The organism is Agrococcus sp. Ld7 (genome assembly GCF_045064095.1).
Taxonomy (GTDB): Bacteria; Actinomycetota; Actinomycetes; order Actinomycetales; family Microbacteriaceae; genus Agrococcus.
On the sequence record NZ_JBISGY010000027.1, the window covers coordinates 44,074 to 62,201 of the forward strand.

Below are 18,128 nucleotides of genomic sequence, written 5' to 3' on the forward strand. Positions count from 1 at the left end.
GCGCACCATTTGTCGACTGCCACAGCATCCGGCCCGCTTTCCGTGGTGATCGTCTCCATCCCATGCTCGACGCGCGCCGATCGCGGCCTAGCCTTGGGGCATGCTGTTCCCCGGCGCTGCACGCATTGCCACGGTCGTCGAGCTCGACCGGATCGACTCGACCTTCGACGCCGTCGACGAGCGCGCCGACCACCTCACCACCTGGGCGACGCTCGATCAGCGGGCCGGCAGGGGCCGGCTCGGCAGGGCGTGGGTCAGTCCCCCCGGCAAGTGCCTCGCGGCCACGGTGCTCGTGCACACGCGCGGGATGAGCGAGGAGGCGGCGAGCTGGATGCCGCTCGCCGCGGGCCTCGCGCTCACCGATGCGCTCGACACCCTGGTCGCCGATCGCGCGGGCCTCAAGTGGCCCAACGACGTGCTGGTGGATGGCAGGAAGATCGCGGGGGTGCTGTGCGAGCGCCGCAAGCACGCCGTTGCGGTCGGCTTCGGCGTGAACCTGACGCTCGAGCGCGACGAGCTGCCCACGCCACACGCGACCTCCCTGACGCTGGAGGGCGCGGAGGGGACCGCGCCGGTGCTCGCGGACGCCGTGCTGTGGCAGATGCTGCGCTCGCTCGACGCGCTGCTGCCGGCGCTCGGCGGCGAGGGCCTGCGCGCGGCCGTCGAGGCGGCGCTCACCACGATCGGCCGCGATGTGCGCGTCGAGCTGCCCGACGGGCGGCTCGAAGGACGCGCCGTCGGGCTCGGGGCCGGGGGCGAGCTGCGCGTGGACAGCGGCGGGGAAATCGTCGACGTGCGGGTCGGTGACGTCGTGCACGTCCGCTGATGCGAGAGGATCGTCGGGTGCAAGCCGGCGAGGAGCGAGTCATCGCGCGCATGCGACCGCATGCGCGTGTGCTCGTCGTGCCCGTGCTCGTGCTCTGGCTCGGCGTCGGGCTCGCGGCGCTGCTGCTGGACCGGATCGACTGGGCGTTCTGGAACATCGGGGTGCTCACCGTCACGGCGATCGTGGTCGTGCTGCTCACGGTAGTACCTACGCTCGCGTGGCTGTCGCGCGGATTCACCTTCACCACCGAGCGCGTCATCATCCGCACCGGCTTCGGCGGCACCCGACGCGAGACGATGCTGTCCCGCGTGCACGACGTGACCGTGCGGCGGCGGGGCCTGCAGGCGCTCTTCGGCGCCGGCGACCTGCTGCTCTCGACCGGCGGCGACCGCGCCGTCATCCTGTCGGATGTACCGCTCGCCTCGCTCGTGCAGCGCATGCTGTCCGAGCAGCTGGGCGCGCGCGGCCTCGCAGTGCACGATGGCGACCCCGCATGAACCATGACTGCGCCGGAGCGCGCATACGCGAAGAGGAGCTCACATGAAGATCGCTGTGATCGGATGCGGCTATCTGGGTGCCGTCCACGCCGCCGCCATGGCGTCGCTCGGCTACGACACCGTCGGTATCGACGTGGACGCGGCGAAGATCGAGCGGCTGCGCCGCGGAGAGCCCCCGTTCTACGAGCCGGGACTGCCAGAGCTGCTGACCGCCGGGATCGAGTCCGGCCGGCTGCGCTTCAGCGCTGACGTCGCCGAGGTCGCGGGCAGCGACGTGATCTTCCTCGCCGTCGGTACGCCGCAGCGCGCGGGCTCCGACGCCGCCGACCTCACCTATGTGGACGCGGCGATCGAATCGCTGCTGCCGCACATCGGGGCGGGCACGCTCGTGGCCGGAAAGTCGACGGTGCCGGTCGGGACCGCGCAGCGGCTCGCCGACCTCGTCACCCCGACGGGCGCGGCGCTGGCCTGGAATCCCGAGTTCCTGCGCGAGGGCTTCGCCGTCGAGGACACGGTCGCGCCCGACCGGCTGGTCTACGGTGTCGCCGACGGTGACGACGCGTCCGTCGCACGACTGGATGCGGTGTACGCCACGATCATCGCCCGCGGCACCGAGCGACTGGTGATGAACTTCGCCACCGCCGAGCTCGTGAAGGTGAGCGCCAACGCCTTCCTCGCCACCAAGATCTCGTTCATCAACGCGATGGCGGAGCTCTCGGAGACCGTCGGAGCGGATGTCACGCAGCTGGCGGACGCGATCGGCCTGGACGCCCGCATCGGCCGCCGCTTCCTGAACGCCGGGCTGGGGTTCGGGGGCGGATGCCTGCCGAAGGACATCCGCGCGTTCCGCGCTCGCGCGACCGAGCTGGGCCACGAGCAGACGCTCGGCTTCCTGCGCGAGGTCGACGAGATCAACCTGCGGCGCCGCGACCACATGGTCGCGCTCATCGAGGCGGAGCTCGCTGCGCAGGCTGGCGACCGCGTCGCCGTGCTGGGCCTCGCGTTCAAGCCCAACAGCGACGACGTGCGCGACTCGCCCGCGCTCGACGTCGCGCGTCGGCTGCAGGATCAGGGGCGCTCGGTGCGGGCGTTCGACCCCGAGGCCGCAGAGACCGCCCGCCGATCCGTGCCCGCGCTCGACATCGTCGCCTCGATCGAGGACGCCATCCGGGACGCCGACGTGCTGGCGATCGGCACCGAGTGGCAGCACTTCCGAGACCTGGACCCGGAGGTGATCGCGACCCAGACCCGGGCGCGCATCGTGGTGGACGGCCGCAACACGCTCGATGCGGCGCGCTGGGCGGCCGCGGGCTTCAGGGTCGTCGGCCTCGGTCGACCCGACACGGTGCCCGCGGCATGATCGTCGGCGTCGTGGGTGGCGGGCAGCTCGCCCGCATGATGATCCCCGCAGCGGTCGCCCTGGGTGTCGAGCTGCGGGTGCTGGCCGAGGGGACGGGCATGTCGGCGTCGCTCGCTGCCACCGCTGTCGGTGACTACCGGGATGCATCCGTGGTGCTCGAGTTCGCGAAGGGCGTCGACGTCATCACCTTCGATCACGAGCACGTGCCGCAGGACGTGCTGCGCGCGCTGGTCGAGGCGGGCGTCGCCGTGCACCCCGGCCCGGAGGCGCTGCGCTTCGCGCAGGACAAGCGCGAGATGCGCGCGAAGATGGCAGAGCTGGGCGCGCCGCAGCCGGACTGGGCCCCGGTGGATGGGCCCGAGGATCTCGCGCGGTTCCTCGCCGACCACGGCGGGGTCGCGGTCGTGAAGACGGCCACGGGAGGCTACGACGGGAAGGGCGTGCGGGTCGTGCGCTCGGTCGACGATGCCGCCGACTGGCTGGAGGGCGCAGCGGCGGGAGGCCCGTCTCTGCTGGTGGAGGAGCTCGTGCCGTTCCGTCGAGAGCTTGCGCAGCTGATCGCGCGCCGACCGTCGGGCGAGGCAGTCGTGTGGCCGCTCGTGCAGACGGTCCAGCGGGACGGCATCTGCGTGGAGGTGCTGGCGCCTGCGCCGCACGCGGCGAGCATCCAGCCGGTGGTCGACGACGTCGCGCGCACGATCGCCGACGGGATCGGCGTCACGGGCGTGCTCGCGATCGAGATGTTCGAGACGAGCGATGGGCGCGTGCTCGTCAACGAGCTGGCGATGCGTCCCCACAACTCGGGCCACTGGACGATCGACGGGTCGGTGACCAGCCAGTTCGAGCAGCACCTGCGCGCGGTGCTGGATCTGCCGCTGGGCTCGACCGCGATCCTGGCGCCGGCGAACGTGATGGTGAACGTGATCGGCGGCCCCGCCTCCGGTGCGATGACCGACCGCTACGCCTCGGCGCTCGCGGCGCATCCGGACGTGAAGGTGCACTCCTACGCGAAGTCGGCCCGACCCGGCCGCAAGGTCGGCCACGTCACCGCCGTCGGCGACGACTTCGACGAGGTTGCCTACCGCGCGCGCGCCGCGGCAGCCTGCTTCGACGCCTGACCCCCTCGACCCCGTCCGCCGGCCGGGAGCTGGTGCACCGGATCGGGTTCGATGGAGCGAGTGGCGCCGCCGCGGGCGCGGCGAGGCGCGTTCGAGGCGCATGGCGAGCGGCCGTACCCTGGATGACATGGGAGCGCAGGTGAGCATCATCATGGGGTCCGACTCGGATTGGCGGGTCATGGAGGCCGCGAAGGACGTGCTCGATGAGCTGGGCGTGGCGTCGGAGGTCGACGTGGTCTCGGCGCACCGCACCCCGCAGCGGATGGTCGACTTCGCCCGCGCCGCCGCCGACCGCGGCGTGAAGGTCATCATCGCCGGTGCCGGTGGCGCTGCGCACCTGCCCGGCATGGTCGCCTCGATGACTCGCCTGCCCGTCATCGGCGTGCCGGTGCCGCTCGCCACCCTCGACGGTCTCGACAGCCTGCTCTCGATCGTGCAGATGCCGGCAGGCATCCCGGTCGCCACCGTCTCGATCGGCGGCGCCAGGAACGCGGGCATCCTCGCCGCGCGGATGCTCGGCGCGTTCGACGCCGAGCTCGGCGCGCGCCTGGACGGCTTCGCCGACGAGCTGGAGCGCCAGGTGGACGAGAAGGCCGCGGCACTGCGCGATCGCGTGGCGCCGAGCGCATGACGCTGCTGCACGCCGGCACCCCGCTCCGCACGCCCGACGATCGCAACCCGCTGGTCATGCGGCGTCGCGGCTGGTGGCTCGTGCTCATCGGCTTCCTGCTGCCGGGCAGCGCGCAGGTGCTCGCGGGCAACAGGAGGCTCGGTCGCTTCGGCCTCGCGGCGACCATCGCGCTGCTGGTGCTCGCGGCGATCACGGTCGTGCTCTGGTTCGTCTGGCGCACGGCGCTGCTGACGATCGTGGGCAATTCGATCGGTCTGCTCGTGCTCGAGGTGCTGCTGGTCGGCTACGCGGTGCTGTGGCTCATGCTCGGCTTCGACACGCTGCGGCTCGCGCGACTGCGACAGGTGCACGGGAGGGCCCGCGCGGCCATCGCGATCGTCGCGATCATCGCGACGGTCGCTCCTGCGGCGCTCGCCGGCTACGGCGCGACCGTGGTCGACGCCACCCGTTCCCTGGTGAGCGGCGTCTTCCACTCCTCGCGTCCGCCGGTCGATCCGGTCGACGGCCGCTACACCTTCCTGCTGCTCGGCGGCGATGCCGGCGAGGATCGCGTCGGTCTGCGCTTCGACTCGATGACCGTCGTGACCGTGAACGCCGAGACCGGCGCCGCGACAATGATCGGGGTGCCCCGTAACCTGCGCAACGCGCCGTTCTCGCAAGGGTCACCCATGTGGGGGCCGTGGCCCAACGGCTTCGACTGCGAGTCGAGCGACTGCCTCCTGAACGGCACCTACACGTACGGCGAGGCGCACCCGGAGCTCTACCCCGAGGCCGCTGCCGAAGGATCGAGCCCCGGCATCGAAGCCACCCGCGACGCCGTCGAGGGGGTCACGGGTCTCGAGCTGCAGTCCTTCGTGCTCGTCGACATGCACGCCTTCGAGAGCCTCGTGACGGCGCTCGGCGGCGTCGAGATCGACGTGCCCACGCGCGTCGCGCTCGGTGTGGAGGGAGCAGAGCCCTTCGGATACATCGAACCGGGGCTGCAGCACATGGATGGCCCGACCGCCCTGTGGTACGCCCGCAGCCGCACCGGCACCTCGGACTACGACCGGATGGTGCGGCAGCGCCAGGTGCAGGAGGCGGTCATCGCGCAGTTCACGCCCGATGTGCTCCTGACCAAGTACCGGCAGCTCGCTGCCGCGGGAGCGGACCTGGTGCAGACGGACGTGCCGCAGTCGATGATCGGCTCGCTGTCGGAGCTCGCGATGCGCACCCGGCAGCTGCCGATCACCAACCTCGAGCTCATCCCGGATGCGGGGGTCGAGACGGGCGACCCCGACTTCGAGCAGATTCACGCGATGGTGCAGCGGGCGCTCGCGGAAGCCGATGCCATCGCTCCGTCGACCGAGAGCCCGGCCGCGCCCTAGCGGAGCGGTATCGGCACCCGTCGCTCGGTTGCCGATACCGCCTACAGCTCGGCGTGCAGCTGCCACACCTGGCGAGCTGCGCCCTCCCACGTGAAGGCCTGGGCGCGATCCTTCGCATGCAGCCGCAGGCGGTTGCGCAGCTCGTCGTCCTCCAGGATGTCGGCGAGCGCCGCGGCGAGCTCGTGCGGCCCGCCCGCGACCGCCACGCTCGCATCGCCGGCGATCTCATCCAGCGAGCGCGTCGAGGGGTGCACGGTTGCGGTGCCCATGGCGGCGGCATCGAGGAGCGAGAGCCCGAGAGCATCCTGCTCCCAGACGTGCAGGTGCGCGAGCGCGCGTCGGTAGGCGAGCGCGAGGTCGGCATCCTCCAGCTCGCCCAGCATCACCAGCCGCCCCGCGGGGATCCCGGCCTCCACGGCGAGGCCCGCCAGACGGGTCTCGCCCCACTCCACGGGTCCCGCGACGACGACGCGCACATCCGGCATGCGCGAGCTCGCGATGGTCTCGATCAGCCGCTCGGCTTGCCCGAGCGCGCTGGGCTGCGTCAGCACCAGCACGTACTCGTCCGGCAGATGCAGCGCGCGCGCGGGGGGAGCGGTGGATGCGGCCAGCAGTGCCGCTGACGGCGCCGGCGGCACGACCCGCACGCGACCCTCGACGTCGTCGAGGAGCGCGAGGTCCTCGGCGACGGAGGTCGTCGGCACCACGATGCCGTCCGCGCGGGCGAGCGCTCGCTTCAGTGCCCGATCGAACCAGCGCTGCTTGCGCTCTGAGCGGTCGGAGAACGACTGCAGGCCGTGCACCGTGACGGTGATCTGGTCGGTGGGGCCGGGCTCGCCCGCGAGGGGCGCCATGAGGCTGGTCGCGTGCACGAGGCCGCGCACGGGGATGGTGGTGAACGAGTGCAGCCAGGCCTCCCGCAGCTCGCGGGCCTGCACGGCGGTCTGCCGCAGCTCCGCGAGCCCCGGTACCTGCTCCCGCAGGCGAGCCTCGCGAGACTCGGAGATCCGCGCTGAGAGCGCGCCGACGCCGAAGCCCTCGGGCGCGGTGGCGATCAGTCCGCGCGTGATCTCCGCCGAGTACCGGCCGACCACCGTGCGGGAGCGCTCGGCGACCTCGTCGAGCACGACGGTGAAGCGTCGCTCGTCCATCGCGGTCGTGTCGGTCACAGTGCAGCACGCTCCTTCAGGGGCTCCCACCACGCGCGGTTGTCGCGGTACCACTGCACGGTGTCGGCGAGCCCCTGCTCGAACGGCACCTGCGGCGCGAAGCCCAGCTCGGTGGAGATCTTCGTCACGTCGACCGAGTAGCGCAGATCGTGGCCCTTGCGATCGGCGACGTGCTGCACGGCCGATCGGTCGCGTCCGGTCGCGGCGAGCAGCCGATCGGTGAGCTCGCGGTTGGTGAGCTCCACGCCGCCGCCGATGTTGTAGACCTCACCCGCGCGCCCGCTGGTGAGCACGAGCGCGATGCCGCGGCAGTGGTCGTCCACGTGCAGCCAGTCGCGCACGTTCTCGCCGTCGCCGTACAGCGGAACGTCGAGTTCGTCGATGAGGTTCGTGACGAACAGCGGGATGAGCTTCTCGGGGAAGTGGAAGGGGCCGTAGGTGTTCGAGCAGCGCGTGATGCGCACGTCGAGGTCGTGCGTGCGGTGGTAGCTGCGGGCGAGCAGATCGCTGCCCGCCTTCGACGCGGAGTACGGGCTGTTCGGCTCGAGCGGGCAGTCCTCGTCCCACGAGCCGGTCTCGATGGAGCCGTAGACCTCATCGGTGGAGACGTGCACGACGCGGCGCACGCCGTGCCGCAGGGCGGCGTCGAGCAGTCGCTGCGTTCCGACCACGTTCGTCTCGACGAAGACCGAGGCATCCCGCACGGAGCGATCGACGTGGCTCTCCGCGGCCAGGTGCACGATCGCGTCGACGCCGGGCAGGAGCCGGTCGAGCAATCCGGTGTCGCGGATGTCGCCGTGCACGAACTCGAAGTGCGGATGCTCGGCGACGGCAGACAGGTTCGCCAGGTTGCCCGAGTAGGTGAGCGCGTCCAGCACGGTGACGGACGCGCCTTCTGTGCCGGGCAGACGGTCGCCGAGGATCATCCGCACGAGGTTCGAGCCGACGAATCCGGCCCCTCCGGTCACAAGCAGTTTCACGCGTCATCCCCTTCGCGGGCACCGGATGGCACGCCGCCGTCGACTGCCCAGTCTAGGTTCGGGATCACCAGGTGCCGAGCCGCAGCGCGATGTGGAGCAGCCGCCGCTCGCCCGGCGCCCTGCGCAGCTCGGGCACCAGGCGTCGCAGGGCTGCACGGCTGGCGAAGGTGCTGCGCTCGAACAGCGGTGCGATCCGCTCCAGCTGCGGCCGCAGCGCCGGCGTGGCCACGGCGGCGGTGAGCCTCGCGACCGCGAGCGCCTGCATCCGGTAGGCGCCTGAGGCCATGCGTCGCGCTCGCACGAGCGCGGGGCGCACGCCGCGATTCGCCCCGGTGGCGTTGCGATCATGCTGGCGGTAGTCCATGGTCGGGGTCGCATCGATGCGCCAGCGGAGGCCGAGCGCCCGTGTCACCGCGTAGATGAGCCAGTCGTGCGGCACCGACGGATCGACGAGCGGGTGCGTCGTCAGCACGTCGCGCACCGACAGGAATGCCGTGCTGCGCAGCAGGAACGTGCATCCGGGCCCCGCGGATTCGAGCAGGAAGTCGAGTTCGCGCTGCGGCTGGGCCTTGTCGATGACCTCCCGCCTCCTGCTGCCGTCGGGGCGCTCCCAGAAGGCGGTCACGTTCGACGATGTGGCATCCACGGCGTGCCGGTCGAGCAGCTCGAGCTGGCGAGCGAGCTTGTCGGCGTGCCAGATGTCATCCTGATCGGCGAGCGCGACCGCGTCGGCGTCGGCCAGGTCGGCGTCGCGCAGCAGACGCAGGAAATTCGCCTGCGGGGTGCCGAAGCGGCCCGGCGGGAGCACGCTCACGCGCGGGTCGGCGGCGGCGTCCGCGAGCAGCGACGGCGTCGCATCGGTCGAACCGTCATCGGAGGCGACGACCCGCACGGCGACGCCCTGCTGGCCGAGGATGCTGTCCAGCTGCTCTCGCAGGTAGCGGGCTCCGTTGTGGGTCGCGAGCAGCACCAGGACGCGACGCTCTGCCGAGTGGTTCGACACCGCGGCTCCCCCCTGCTCGGAACCGATGAGTCTATCGGGCATCGAGGATGCGCTGGATGCGCTCGCGATACCGTGCGCCGACTGCGGGCATCGCGTACTCCTTCGCCCGCTCGGCAGCGCTCGCCCCGAGCTCCCGGATGCGATCGGGCTCAGCCATGAGGGCGGTGAGCGCCATCGTCAGGTCTTCCTCGTCCCCAGAGCGCACCAGCACCCCGGCGCCGTCGGCAGCCACGTCCGCGAGCCCCGGGAGGTCGCTCACGATCACGGCGCAGCCCGCCGACATCGCCTCGATCAGCGCGACGGGCAACCCGTCCTGGTCGCCGTTCGCCGCGATCACCGAAGGGGCGAGCACGATGTCGGCGCTCGCGTACTGCTTCGCGAGATCACCGCGACCCTGCTGGCCGACGAAGCGCACCGGCAGCTCGCGTGCCTCCGACTCGAGCCGGGTGCGCAGCGGCCCGTCACCGACGATCGTGAGCTCCCAGTCCCGATGCGGCACGGCGCGCAGCGCGGCGAGCAGCACCGACACGCCCTTCTTCTCCACGAGTCGACCGACCAGCAGCAGGCGCACGCGCTGCCCGGTCTCGGCGGTGATGCGCTCGATCTGCATCGCCGCGGCGTCCGCGCCCATCGGCTCGACGCCGACTGCGGCGGGCTCCGCGCCGAGCGCGATGACGCGTGCCGCCATGTCCTGGTTCATGACCGTCACGGCGGCCGCCGCGCCCAGCACCCAGCGCTTCACGCGCCGCATGACATCGCCGTCCAGGGCGTAGAGGTCGCCCCCGAGCGTCGTGACGAGCATCGGGATGCCATGAGCGAGCGACCGGGCCACGATGCCCTGCGGCACGATCCAGTGCACGTGCATCACGTCCGGCTGGAACTCGCGGATGGCGCGCCGCGTGGCGAGCCACTGCGCCGCGAAGAGCGTCGGCACCTGCAGCCAGAGGGATCGCCGAGCGCGCAGATTCTCGAGGATCGCTCCGTGGGCGAGCGCCTCCCAGCGGCGGGGGAAGTAGGGGTAGCGTCGCACTCGGATCGGCCCGTCCGTCTCCTCCGCAGCGCCACCGGGCACCCTGGGCACCAGCACGAGCACGTCGAACGCCGCTGCCTCCTCGATCGCCAGGTCCCGGACGAATGCCGGTGTGCCGTCGCCCGCGGCGGCGGGGAACGTCGAGGCGAGGACGAGCAGGCGGGGGCGGGGAGAGCGATCCATCCCCTCCATCGTCCCACGCTGGCGCACGACTAGGCTGGCAGCCGTGCCGACCGACTCCAGCGTGCCGATCGACGGCGCACCCACTCCGCCGCGCAGTCGACGAGCGCGGATGATGCGCGGCATCCGGGTCGCCTTCGCCGTCGCCGTCGTGGTCTCGATCGCCTGGTTCGTGATCGCCTCCTGGCCCGACGTCGCCGCGGCGCTCGGTCGGCTGCACCCCGGGCTGCTGGTGGGTGCGGTCGTGAGCTCCGTGCTCGGCGTGAGTGCCGGAATGCTCTCCTGGCGTGCCTGCATGCGCGCCCTCGGCGCCGACCTGCCGCTCGGGGCGAGCGCGAGCACCTACTTCGTCGGGCAGCTCGCCAAGTACGTCCCGGGAAGCGTGTGGGCGGTGCTCGCGCAGGCCGATCTCGCGGCGCGGCACGGCATCGGCCGGACCGTGACAGCAGCGGCCTCGCTCGCCCAGATGCTCGTGAGCGTGCTCTCGGGGATGCTCGTCGGCGGCATCGGCCTGCTGCTGGCGGGCACCGATGTGCTCCTCGCCTACTGGTGGATCGTGCCGGCCAGCCTCGTCTGCGGCGTCGCGCTCTGGCCCCCGCTGCTGCAGCGGCTGCTGCGGCTCGCCGGCCGCGTGCTCCGCCGAGACGCGCTGCGCGGGGTTGCGGTGCGGGCCCTGCCGATGCTCGCCGCAAGCGCGTGGTGCGCCGCCATGTGGGTCTGCTTCGGCGTGCAGTTCGCGCTGCTGGTCGTGCCCTTCGCGGCGGATCCTGCGACGCTGGTGCTCGCGGCTGCCGCCTACGCGTTCGCGTGGGTGACCGGCTTCGTCATCATCTTCCTGCCTGCGGGCGCGGGCGCCCGGGAGGGCGTGCTGGTGCTGGCGCTCGGCGGTGCGATCGGCCTGCCCACCGCGCTGTCCCTCGCGCTCGTGAGCCGCTTCGCGATGCTGCTCGGCGACGTGCTCGTCGCGGTCGGCGGCTGGGTCGCGCTGCGGCGCAGCGGCGTCAGGCCGCCGTCGCCTCGCCCTGGTGCTGGCCGTGACGAGGGTCGGGCGGCAGGGTGACCCAGCTCCGTGTCGCGCCGTAGCGGTCGAGCTTGTCGAGCTCGAGCGAGTCCTCCTGCAACGATCTCGTGATGCGCGTCAGGTCCGCGATCGCGCCCATCGCGAACGAGAGCAGCGCACCGACGAACAGCAGCACGCCGAGCAGCAGCGACTGCACGTGGCTGCCGGGCGTCTCGTTCAGGACCAGCACCAGGTAGCGCACGAAGGGCACGGCACCCGCGACCGTGAAGAGCACGCCGAGCGTTGCGAAGAAGACGTAGGGCTTGTACATGAAGTATGCCCGCAGGATCGCCAGGCCCGACTCGCGCATGTGCTGCCAGATGTTCTTGAACAGCCGGGACTCGCGGGTCTTCGGGTTGGTGCTGACGGGGATCGAGGTGATCGCGAGCCGCTTGTTGCCGGCCTGGATGATCGTCTCCATGCAGTAGCTGAACTGCGTGACGATGTTCAGCCGGATGAGCGCGTACTTGGAGTAGGCGCGGAACCCGCTGGCCGCATCCGGAAGATCGGTGCCCGCGGCCTGGTTCACGACCCAGCTGCCGAAGCGCTGCATGAGCTTCTTGAAGGGCGAGAAGTGCTCGATCTTCGCCGTCTGCCGATCGGCGACCACGATCTCCGCCTCGCCGCGCACCACGGGCTGCACGAGCTCGCCGATCATCTCCTGGGGGTACTGGTTGTCGCCGTCGGTGTTCACCACGATGTCGGCCCCGTGGGAGAGCGCGTACTCGATCCCGTCGTGGAAGGAGCGGGCCAGCCCCATGTTGCGGGCGTGCCGCACGAAGTGGCGCACGCCCAGCTCGCGGGCGACCTCGACGGTGCGGTCGCTCGAGCCGTCGTCGATGACGAGGATGTGGATCTCGTCGATGCCGGAAATCGACTTCGGCATCGACTCGAGCACCATCGGGAGCGTCTGCTCCTCGTTCAGGCACGGGATCTGGATGAACAGCTTCACGGGGCCCCTTTCGCAGCATCCCAGCCTACCGGCCATGGCCGCTGCCGCTGGCTAGACTACGCGGGGCACGTCGCCGAGTTGAGAGGTCGTGAGCTGTGCTGCAATCACGCACGGTCGATGATCGTTTCCGCGACGCGGGATCGCGCGTGCACCGGGCGGCAGAGACGACGCTGCGAGCGGTGGGCAGTCGCTGGACGACGGCGCTGATCCTGCTCTGGTTCGGGCTCGGCGCCGCCTGGATCGCGCTGACCGCTCGCATGGGCATGGTGTTCGACGAGGAGTGGCACCTCGACTCGATCGCGGTGCACGCGCAGCACGGGGCACCGTGGTTCTCGACCGACGCGCCGCAGGAGAGCGTGGGCGCGACCAGCCGCAGCTCCTCATACCTCTATCACTACCTGCTCTCCTTCCCCGAGCGATGGATGGCCGACGCGGGTGCCGCGGAGTTCGACCGCGTCATCGTGCTGCGGCTGCTGACGGTCGCGATGCATGTCGGCGCGCTGCTGTGCATGGTCGCGGCAGTGCGGGCAGCCGGCGTCTCCGGCACGGTCGCGAACCTCGCCGCAGTGGCGTACGCGGCGCTGCCGGTCTCGCCCTTCCTGGCAGCGCAGGTCAACTACGACTCGGCGATGCTGCTGCTGGTGGCCGCCTGCGGATGGGTGGTGGTGCGCCAGTGGGCGGGGCAGACGACCTGGCTCGGAATGATCGGGGCGATCGCACTGGGGCTCGCGGCGGTGCTGACGAAGTTCCATGCCGCACCGATCGTGCTCGTGATGCTCGCGTTCGTCGCCCTTGCGGTCATCCGCGACCGGAAGCTGCCGGTGCTGCCTGCGAACCGGGCCGGCAGGGTGATGCTCGGCGCTGTCGCGGTGGTCGCGCTCGTGCTCGTCGCACTGTCGGTGGAGCGCTTCATCGGCAACATCGTCACGTACGGCTCGCCCTCGCCCGACTGCGCGGCCGTGCTGAACGAGCTGCGCTGCGAGAGCTATGGCGTGTGGGAGCGCAACCGGGAGGCGGATGCCGCGTTTGCCGATCTCCCGCTGTCTCTCAGCACCATGACGCAGTTCCTGTTCGACGAGTGGGTGCCGAGGCTGATGGTCTACCTGCAGGCGGTCTGGTACTGGTTCGCGGCACCGGTGGTGTCGACGCTCGTCTCGGTCGCGATTCCGGTCGCGGTGATCTCGGTGATCGCCGTGGCAGCCGTCGTCTGGCCCACCGCCCCGCGCCTGCGCGCACTGCTGCCGCTCGTGCTCTCGAGCGTCGTGTACCTGGCGATCCTCTTCTGGCACAACTTCGGTGATTGGCGGGCTTTCGGTGCGCCGCTGGGCGTGCAGGGCCGCTACCTGTTGCCGGCCGTCGTGCCGATCACGGCGCTCGCGATGCACGGGGCCGCCGATTCGCTGCGCCGCGCGCGCTTCGGCGCAACGCTGCTCGCGGTGACGGCGATCGCCATGCTGCTGGTGGCCACGCAGGGCGGAGCCGCGGCGTTCGTCATCTCCGCGCAGCCGGGCTGGTACCAGCCCGGCGGTCCGCTCGAGCACCTCACCGACAACGTGTTTCGGATCGTCGACGTGTTCGTCGGCGCCGTGGCAGTGCCCTCGATCTGAGGGTCGCGCGATCAGGCGGTGCCGAAGTTCAGCACGTAGTACCAGTAGCCGTTGGAGCCCTGAGCGACGCCGACACCGACGAGGTTGCTCGCGGAGCGCTGGATGTTCGCGGTGTGGGCCGGTGACGCGAGCCAGCGGGCCATGATGTCGTCGGGATTCGGCCGCGGGCCCCAGGAGCGACCGACATTCTCACCCCAGCCACGCATGCCGCACGCGCGGGCCTGGGCGTTCAGGTTCGGGTTGTGGACGCTCCCGCTCAGCCCACGCACCGCCATCTGCGTGGCCCAGCCCTGGGCCATCGCGTCGAGGCAGGTGTGGCGGTCGAGCGGCCCGACAGGCCGTGCCAGCTGCGCGCGATTCGCGTTGACCGCCGCCTGGATCGTGTCGGCCGCCGCGATGGAGTCGCAGTTGCGCAGCTGCGCCGCGTCGCGGCTGACCGAAGGCAGGCCGCCGAGGGCGACGACGTCGCGGGCGCCCACGCGATGCGCATCCACGGCCACCGCATCCGTCGACGCGCACGGCGGGTGGGTGAGGTAGAGCGGGCTGCCGGTCGCGCCGGACATGACCGCGCCGCCCAGGGCGTCGGGGAAGTTGGCGCCGCTCGCGAGCAGCATGCGGCCGACCGGTGCCGTCGTGGTGAACGCGCGGTTGACGGCGACGGCGGTCGCGTAGCGATTCGCGCCCTCGATGCGCTGCACGGTGCGGCCGGTCCGCTGCAGCAGCGACGCGACATCGTTGCCCACCGAGACCGAGGAGCCCACAACCAGGAACCGGCTCGTGCCGCCCATTCGTGCGGCGAGCTGCCGCTCGAAGTGCGCATCGGCGCCGGTGGTGAGCACGAGCCCGTGGCCGTTGCGAGCCGCGACCGCGCCGGCGGCCAGGGCATCGGGGAAGTTCCTGCCGCTCGCCACCCAGACGTCCGCGGCCGGCACGCTGCGACGCAGTCGGTCGAGCAGCAGCATGGAGGTCTCCACCCGGTTCGCGCCGGCGATCCGCTCCAGGCTCGCACCCGGGGCGAGCGCTGCGGCCTGCTGCTGCACCGCCGCGGAGATCGTGGGCTCGCCGCCGACGATCACGATGCGCGTGGGGGAGAGCCGCCGGATCTCGCGCTGGATCGAGGAGGGGATGACGTGCGGCGCCGTCAGCAGCATGTGCGCATCCTCGGCGGCGACGACCGGCGCTGCCGCGAGCGCATCTGGATACGACTGCCCGGAGGCGAGGTACACCGTCGAGGCCGACCCCAGCTCCTGCGACATCGCGGCGCTCGCCGAGTAGCGGTCGGGGCCGTCGATGCGGTCGACGAGACGCGATGCGTGCGCCGGGGCAGTGGGGAGGACCGTGAGCGAGAGCGCGACGGCCGCGACCGCGAGGCCCGCGAGGGCGCGCGCGGACGAGCGAGGGAAGGGCATGGCAGGACTCCGGTGCAGTTGGGGACGGATGCATCCTGACGGCTGCGCGAATGCCCTGTCAAGGCCGGGCGGTACAGTAGCCCCATGCGCTCGCTTCCTTCGGCACGACGCGCCGGAGGACGCGCACTTCGCGCGCTCGGTGCCCTCACTCGCGACGGCAGGGCCCGCGTCGAGCCCCGCGCGCTCCGTGCGCTCGGGGTCGGTGTCGGCGCGGGGGTGTACGACGATCGTCCCGACGCGGTGACGCTGCGTCGGCTCCTGCGCATGCGCGCGCGCAACCTCACCTCCCGCGAACCGATCGTCGGCGACGCGTCGGTGGTCGTCGTCATGACCACGGTCGCCTCCAGGATCGCCTTCGTCTGGGCGGCCATCGAATCGATCGGTGCCGGCAGCGTCCGGCCCGCGCGCATCATCCTGTGGCTCGACGATCCGACGCTCGACGTGCTGCCGCGCTCGCTGACTCGGCTGCAGGCGCGCGGGCTGGAGGTGCAGCACGTGGCGCCCGGCCTCGGCGTGCACACGAAGTGGCGTCCGCACGTGCTCAGCGAGCGGGCGCACCGCCTGCCCATGGCGACGAGCGACGACGATCAGCTCTATCCCGCGGACTGGCTGGAGCAGCTGCTGCATGCAGGTGCCAAGCATCCGGACGCCGTGGTCGCGCACCGAGCGCATGAGATCCGCTGCATCGGCGACGCCGTCGGGCCGTACCTGAGCTGGCCGCCGGCGACGAGCACGCGCCCGAGCTTCGCGCACTTCGGCACCTCGGTCTCCGGGCAGCTGCTGCCGGCCGCGCTGCTCGACGCGCTGCGCGACGGCGGCGACGGATTCCTCGACCGCACGCCGCATCAGGATGACGTCTGGCTGCACGCGAGTGCCGTGGCGCATGGCTTCCGCACGGCGCAGGTGACCCCGGTGTCGCAGAACTTCCCCTTCGTGCCGGGCACCCAGACGGCAGGGCTGTACGTGGGGAACGTCTTCGGTGACGGCAACGACCTGGCGGTGGCCGCTGCGCTCGAGGAATCGCAGCTCGAGCGCATCCGGGCCGACGCCGCCGAGCTCTGCGGCGATGGCTCGCTCTAGGCGCAGGGCACCGACCGTGCCCGGATGGCTCGTCGCAGGAGGCAGGGCGCTGTCGGCCTTCCGGGGCGTCGCCGGGCGGACCGTGCTCGCGCTGCGCGTGCCGCGCCGTGCCCTTTTCGCTCGAGCCCCAAGTGCGGGGGAGGCGGCTGTTGCTGCCGCGCTGCCCGATGCTCCGGTCTCGCTCCGGCAGCAGGCCGGCGTCGCAGTGCTGCGCACGGGCGAGTCCTGGAGCGCGGCGGCGGCCGCGGCCGTCGAACAGCTCGCGCCCGAGGCATGGGTGCTCATCGCACACCACACCGCCCAGATCGCCGAGGAGGCCATCGCGACCCTCGTGGATGCCGCCGAGCGCGGCGACGTCGACGCGGCGCAGCCCGTCGTGGTGGATGCCGCGTCGGGGACCGTGCGCGATGCCGGGATCCTCGTGGCACACGCGTCGTCACCACCGTGGCGCATCCTCGAGGGGCACCCCGAGATCGATCTCCCGGCATCGCCCTATCGGGTCGCAGCGATCGCGGCGCCCGTTGTGCTCGTCCGGGGCGGGCTCGCACGGACGCTGCCGCGCGGCCAGCCGCTCGGCGCCGCGATCGGCTCCGCGACCGCGGCGGTCGGCGGCGGCGTGGTGGTGCCGTCGGCACGCGCCCGTGCCTCGTCGGGGGCCGCTCGTCTGCCCATCGCGCGCGTGCTGCGAGCGAGCGAGCAGCCAGAGCCCGCAGCCGCGCTGCGCTCCGCAGGTCTCGAGATCGATGGGTGGAGCGCCGGCCCCATCGAGCGCTTCGACGCATTGCTCGACCGCAATGAGCTCGTCGAGGGCCTGCGCGACGTGCGACCGGTGCTGCGGCGCACGGATCCTCGCCGTCGCTGGGCGATCAGGATCGGCGCCCCCGCTGGCCCGCGCGGGGACGGCTGGGGGGATACCCCGTTCGCCGAGGGCCTGGCTGCCGCTCTCGAGCGTGCGGGGCAACAGGCGTTCATCGACCGGCGCGGCGCCATGGCGCGGCCGCGCTCCGACCAGCTCGACGATGTCACCGTCTCGATCCGAGGGCTGTACCGCATGCCGACCAACCCGTCGTCGTGCAACATCCTGTGGGTCATCAGTCATCCGGACTGGGTGAGCGCCGACGAGCTGCGCTCGTACGACCTGGTGGCCGCGGCGAGTGAGCCGTGGGCGCGGCGGATGGCTCGCGTCGCGTCGGTCCCGGTGCTGACGCTCCTGCAGGCGACGGACGCATCGCGGTTCCACCCCGGATCGACGGATGCGATGCTCGCGTCGGACGTGCTGTTCGTCGGCAGGACCAGGGAGGTGTTCCGGCCGATCGTGCGAGATGCCCTCCGAGAGCGCATCGACGTCGACCTCTACGGCGACGGCTGGGAGCCGTTCGTCGACGCGCGGCACATCCGCGCGCAGCACCTGCCGAACATCCGCGCTGCGGTCGCGTACCGCAGTGCGCGGAGGGTGCTGAACGACCACTGGCCGGACATGGCCGAGCATGGCTTCCTCTCGAATCGACTGTTCGACGCGGTCGCGAGCGGCGCCAGGGTCGTGACGGATCCCATCGAGGGCCTGGAGCGCTTCGGCGGCGCCGTGCGCGCCTACCACTCGCCCGAGCAGCTGCGAGCGCTGGTGATGGATGACGACGGTTGGCCCGACGAGGCCCGGATGCGGGTGATCGCCGACCGCGTGAGACTCGAGGAGTCATTCGACGCCCGCGCCGCGACGCTCATCGAGCTCGTGGAGCAGCGCGAGCGAGCGTGCCGCACGGGCGGGGACCAGCCAACCCCCGCGGCGCTGCAGGCGACGGCGCACGAGAGCACCCGCGCCGACGCCGCCGAGCCCTCGGACCGCTCGCACTAGACTGGCG

16 protein-coding genes are annotated in these 18,128 nt (G+C 71.9%); 10 read left to right on the forward strand and 6 right to left on the reverse strand.

Going from position 1 to position 18,128, the window contains the following annotated elements:
- Positions 1-100: 100 nt before the first annotated feature.
- From ACJJVL_RS06405 to ACJJVL_RS06430, 6 genes are all read left to right on the forward strand, one after another.
- Complete coding sequence (locus ACJJVL_RS06405; RefSeq protein WP_405217565.1) at positions 101-826, forward strand: biotin--[acetyl-CoA-carboxylase] ligase; 726 nt, start codon at positions 101-103, stop codon at positions 824-826.
- Between the two features lie 17 nt (positions 827-843).
- Complete coding sequence (locus ACJJVL_RS06410; RefSeq protein ID WP_405217566.1) at positions 844-1,323, forward strand: PH domain-containing protein; 480 nt, start codon at positions 844-846, stop codon at positions 1,321-1,323.
- Positions 1,324-1,366: 43 nt separating this feature from the next.
- Entirely contained in the window at positions 1,367-2,683 is a 1,317-nt protein-coding gene (locus ACJJVL_RS06415; RefSeq protein WP_405217567.1) for a UDP-glucose dehydrogenase family protein, read from the forward strand.
- On the forward strand, positions 2,680-3,801 hold the full coding sequence (locus tag ACJJVL_RS06420) for a 5-(carboxyamino)imidazole ribonucleotide synthase (RefSeq protein ID WP_405217568.1): 1,122 nt from the start codon (positions 2,680-2,682) through the stop codon (positions 3,799-3,801). Before ACJJVL_RS06415 ends, ACJJVL_RS06420 begins: the two co-directional genes overlap by 4 nt.
- Positions 3,802-3,928: 127 nt before the next feature.
- Positions 3,929-4,432 (forward strand): 5-(carboxyamino)imidazole ribonucleotide mutase, encoded by a 504-nt coding sequence (purE, locus tag ACJJVL_RS06425; RefSeq protein WP_405217569.1) that lies wholly within the window; start codon positions 3,929-3,931, stop codon positions 4,430-4,432.
- Positions 4,429-5,799: an LCP family protein gene (locus ACJJVL_RS06430; RefSeq protein ID WP_405217570.1), complete on the forward strand. Its 1,371-nt coding sequence runs from the start codon at positions 4,429-4,431 to the stop codon at positions 5,797-5,799. Before purE ends, ACJJVL_RS06430 begins: the two co-directional genes overlap by 4 nt.
- Before the next feature lie 41 nt (positions 5,800-5,840).
- Here the strand turns inward: ACJJVL_RS06430 and ACJJVL_RS06435 are convergent, their stop codons facing one another.
- The 4 genes from ACJJVL_RS06435 to ACJJVL_RS06450 all read right to left on the reverse strand — a co-directional run bounded on the left by ACJJVL_RS06435 (position 5,841) and on the right by ACJJVL_RS06450 (position 10,287).
- On the reverse strand, positions 5,841-6,968 hold the full coding sequence (locus tag ACJJVL_RS06435) for a glycosyltransferase (RefSeq protein ID WP_405217571.1): 1,128 nt from the start codon (positions 6,966-6,968) through the stop codon (positions 5,841-5,843).
- Positions 6,965-7,948: a dTDP-glucose 4,6-dehydratase gene (gene rfbB, locus ACJJVL_RS06440; RefSeq protein WP_405217572.1), complete on the reverse strand. Its 984-nt coding sequence runs from the start codon at positions 7,946-7,948 to the stop codon at positions 6,965-6,967. The genes ACJJVL_RS06435 and rfbB overlap by 4 nt, the downstream gene beginning before the upstream one ends.
- 64 nt (positions 7,949-8,012) lie before the next feature.
- Positions 8,013-8,993: a glycosyltransferase gene (locus tag ACJJVL_RS06445; RefSeq protein ID WP_405217574.1), complete on the reverse strand. Its 981-nt coding sequence runs from the start codon at positions 8,991-8,993 to the stop codon at positions 8,013-8,015.
- Complete coding sequence (locus ACJJVL_RS06450; RefSeq protein WP_405217575.1) at positions 8,983-10,287, reverse strand: glycosyltransferase; 1,305 nt, start codon at positions 10,285-10,287, stop codon at positions 8,983-8,985. The genes ACJJVL_RS06445 and ACJJVL_RS06450 overlap by 11 nt, the downstream gene beginning before the upstream one ends.
- Here ACJJVL_RS06450 and ACJJVL_RS06455 point away from each other — a divergent pair.
- A complete protein-coding gene (locus tag ACJJVL_RS06455; RefSeq protein ID WP_405217576.1) occupies positions 10,274-11,221 on the forward strand; it encodes a lysylphosphatidylglycerol synthase domain-containing protein in 948 nt (315 codons plus the stop codon). The genes ACJJVL_RS06450 and ACJJVL_RS06455 overlap by 14 nt on opposite strands.
- On the opposite strand, the gene ACJJVL_RS06460 is transcribed toward ACJJVL_RS06455, so the two are convergent.
- The gene (locus ACJJVL_RS06460) at positions 11,163-12,173 is read right to left on the reverse strand and encodes a glycosyltransferase family 2 protein (protein WP_405217577.1); all 1,011 of its coding nucleotides are present in this window, start codon (positions 12,171-12,173) and stop codon (positions 11,163-11,165) included. The genes ACJJVL_RS06455 and ACJJVL_RS06460 overlap by 59 nt on opposite strands.
- A 146-nt stretch (positions 12,174-12,319) precedes the next feature.
- Between ACJJVL_RS06460 and ACJJVL_RS06465 the strand changes: the two genes are divergently transcribed.
- Positions 12,320-13,780, forward strand: coding sequence for a hypothetical protein (locus tag ACJJVL_RS06465; RefSeq protein WP_405217579.1), 1,461 nt, complete (start codon positions 12,320-12,322; stop codon positions 13,778-13,780).
- Positions 13,781-13,791: 11 nt separating this feature from the next.
- On the opposite strand, the gene ACJJVL_RS06470 is transcribed toward ACJJVL_RS06465, so the two are convergent.
- A complete protein-coding gene (locus tag ACJJVL_RS06470; protein ID WP_405217581.1) occupies positions 13,792-15,189 on the reverse strand; it encodes a cell wall-binding repeat-containing protein in 1,398 nt (465 codons plus the stop codon).
- A gap of 84 nt (positions 15,190-15,273) precedes the next feature.
- Between ACJJVL_RS06470 and ACJJVL_RS06475 the strand changes: the two genes are divergently transcribed.
- Together ACJJVL_RS06475 and ACJJVL_RS06480 are read left to right on the forward strand one after the other, a co-directional pair.
- Complete coding sequence (locus ACJJVL_RS06475; RefSeq protein WP_405217583.1) at positions 15,274-16,269, forward strand: hypothetical protein; 996 nt, start codon at positions 15,274-15,276, stop codon at positions 16,267-16,269.
- Between the two features lie 16 nt (positions 16,270-16,285).
- The gene (locus ACJJVL_RS06480) at positions 16,286-18,121 is read left to right on the forward strand and encodes a hypothetical protein (RefSeq protein ID WP_405217584.1); all 1,836 of its coding nucleotides are present in this window, start codon (positions 16,286-16,288) and stop codon (positions 18,119-18,121) included.
- Positions 18,122-18,128 lie beyond the last annotated feature (7 nt).

Excerpts from the sequence above, each read along its gene's own strand:
- ACJJVL_RS06405 (WP_405217565.1), top strand. The coding sequence starts at position 101 with ATGCTGTTCCCCGGCGCTGCACGCATTGCCACGGTCGTCGAGCTCGAC.
- ACJJVL_RS06415 (WP_405217567.1), top strand. The coding sequence starts at position 1,367 with ATGAAGATCGCTGTGATCGGATGCGGCTATCTGGGTGCCGTCCACGCC.
- ACJJVL_RS06420 (WP_405217568.1), top strand. The coding sequence starts at position 2,680 with ATGATCGTCGGCGTCGTGGGTGGCGGGCAGCTCGCCCGCATGATGATC.
- purE (WP_405217569.1), top strand. The coding sequence starts at position 3,929 with ATGGGAGCGCAGGTGAGCATCATCATGGGGTCCGACTCGGATTGGCGG.
- ACJJVL_RS06430 (WP_405217570.1), top strand. The coding sequence starts at position 4,429 with ATGACGCTGCTGCACGCCGGCACCCCGCTCCGCACGCCCGACGATCGC.
- ACJJVL_RS06445 (WP_405217574.1), bottom strand. The coding sequence starts at position 8,993 with ATGCCCGATAGACTCATCGGTTCCGAGCAGGGGGGAGCCGCGGTGTCG.
- ACJJVL_RS06455 (WP_405217576.1), top strand. The coding sequence starts at position 10,274 with ATGATGCGCGGCATCCGGGTCGCCTTCGCCGTCGCCGTCGTGGTCTCG.
- ACJJVL_RS06450 (WP_405217575.1), bottom strand. The coding sequence starts at position 10,287 with ATGCCGCGCATCATCCGCGCTCGTCGACTGCGCGGCGGAGTGGGTGCG.
- ACJJVL_RS06470 (WP_405217581.1), bottom strand. The coding sequence starts at position 15,189 with ATGCCCTTCCCTCGCTCGTCCGCGCGCGCCCTCGCGGGCCTCGCGGTC.
- ACJJVL_RS06475 (WP_405217583.1), top strand. The coding sequence starts at position 15,274 with ATGCGCTCGCTTCCTTCGGCACGACGCGCCGGAGGACGCGCACTTCGC.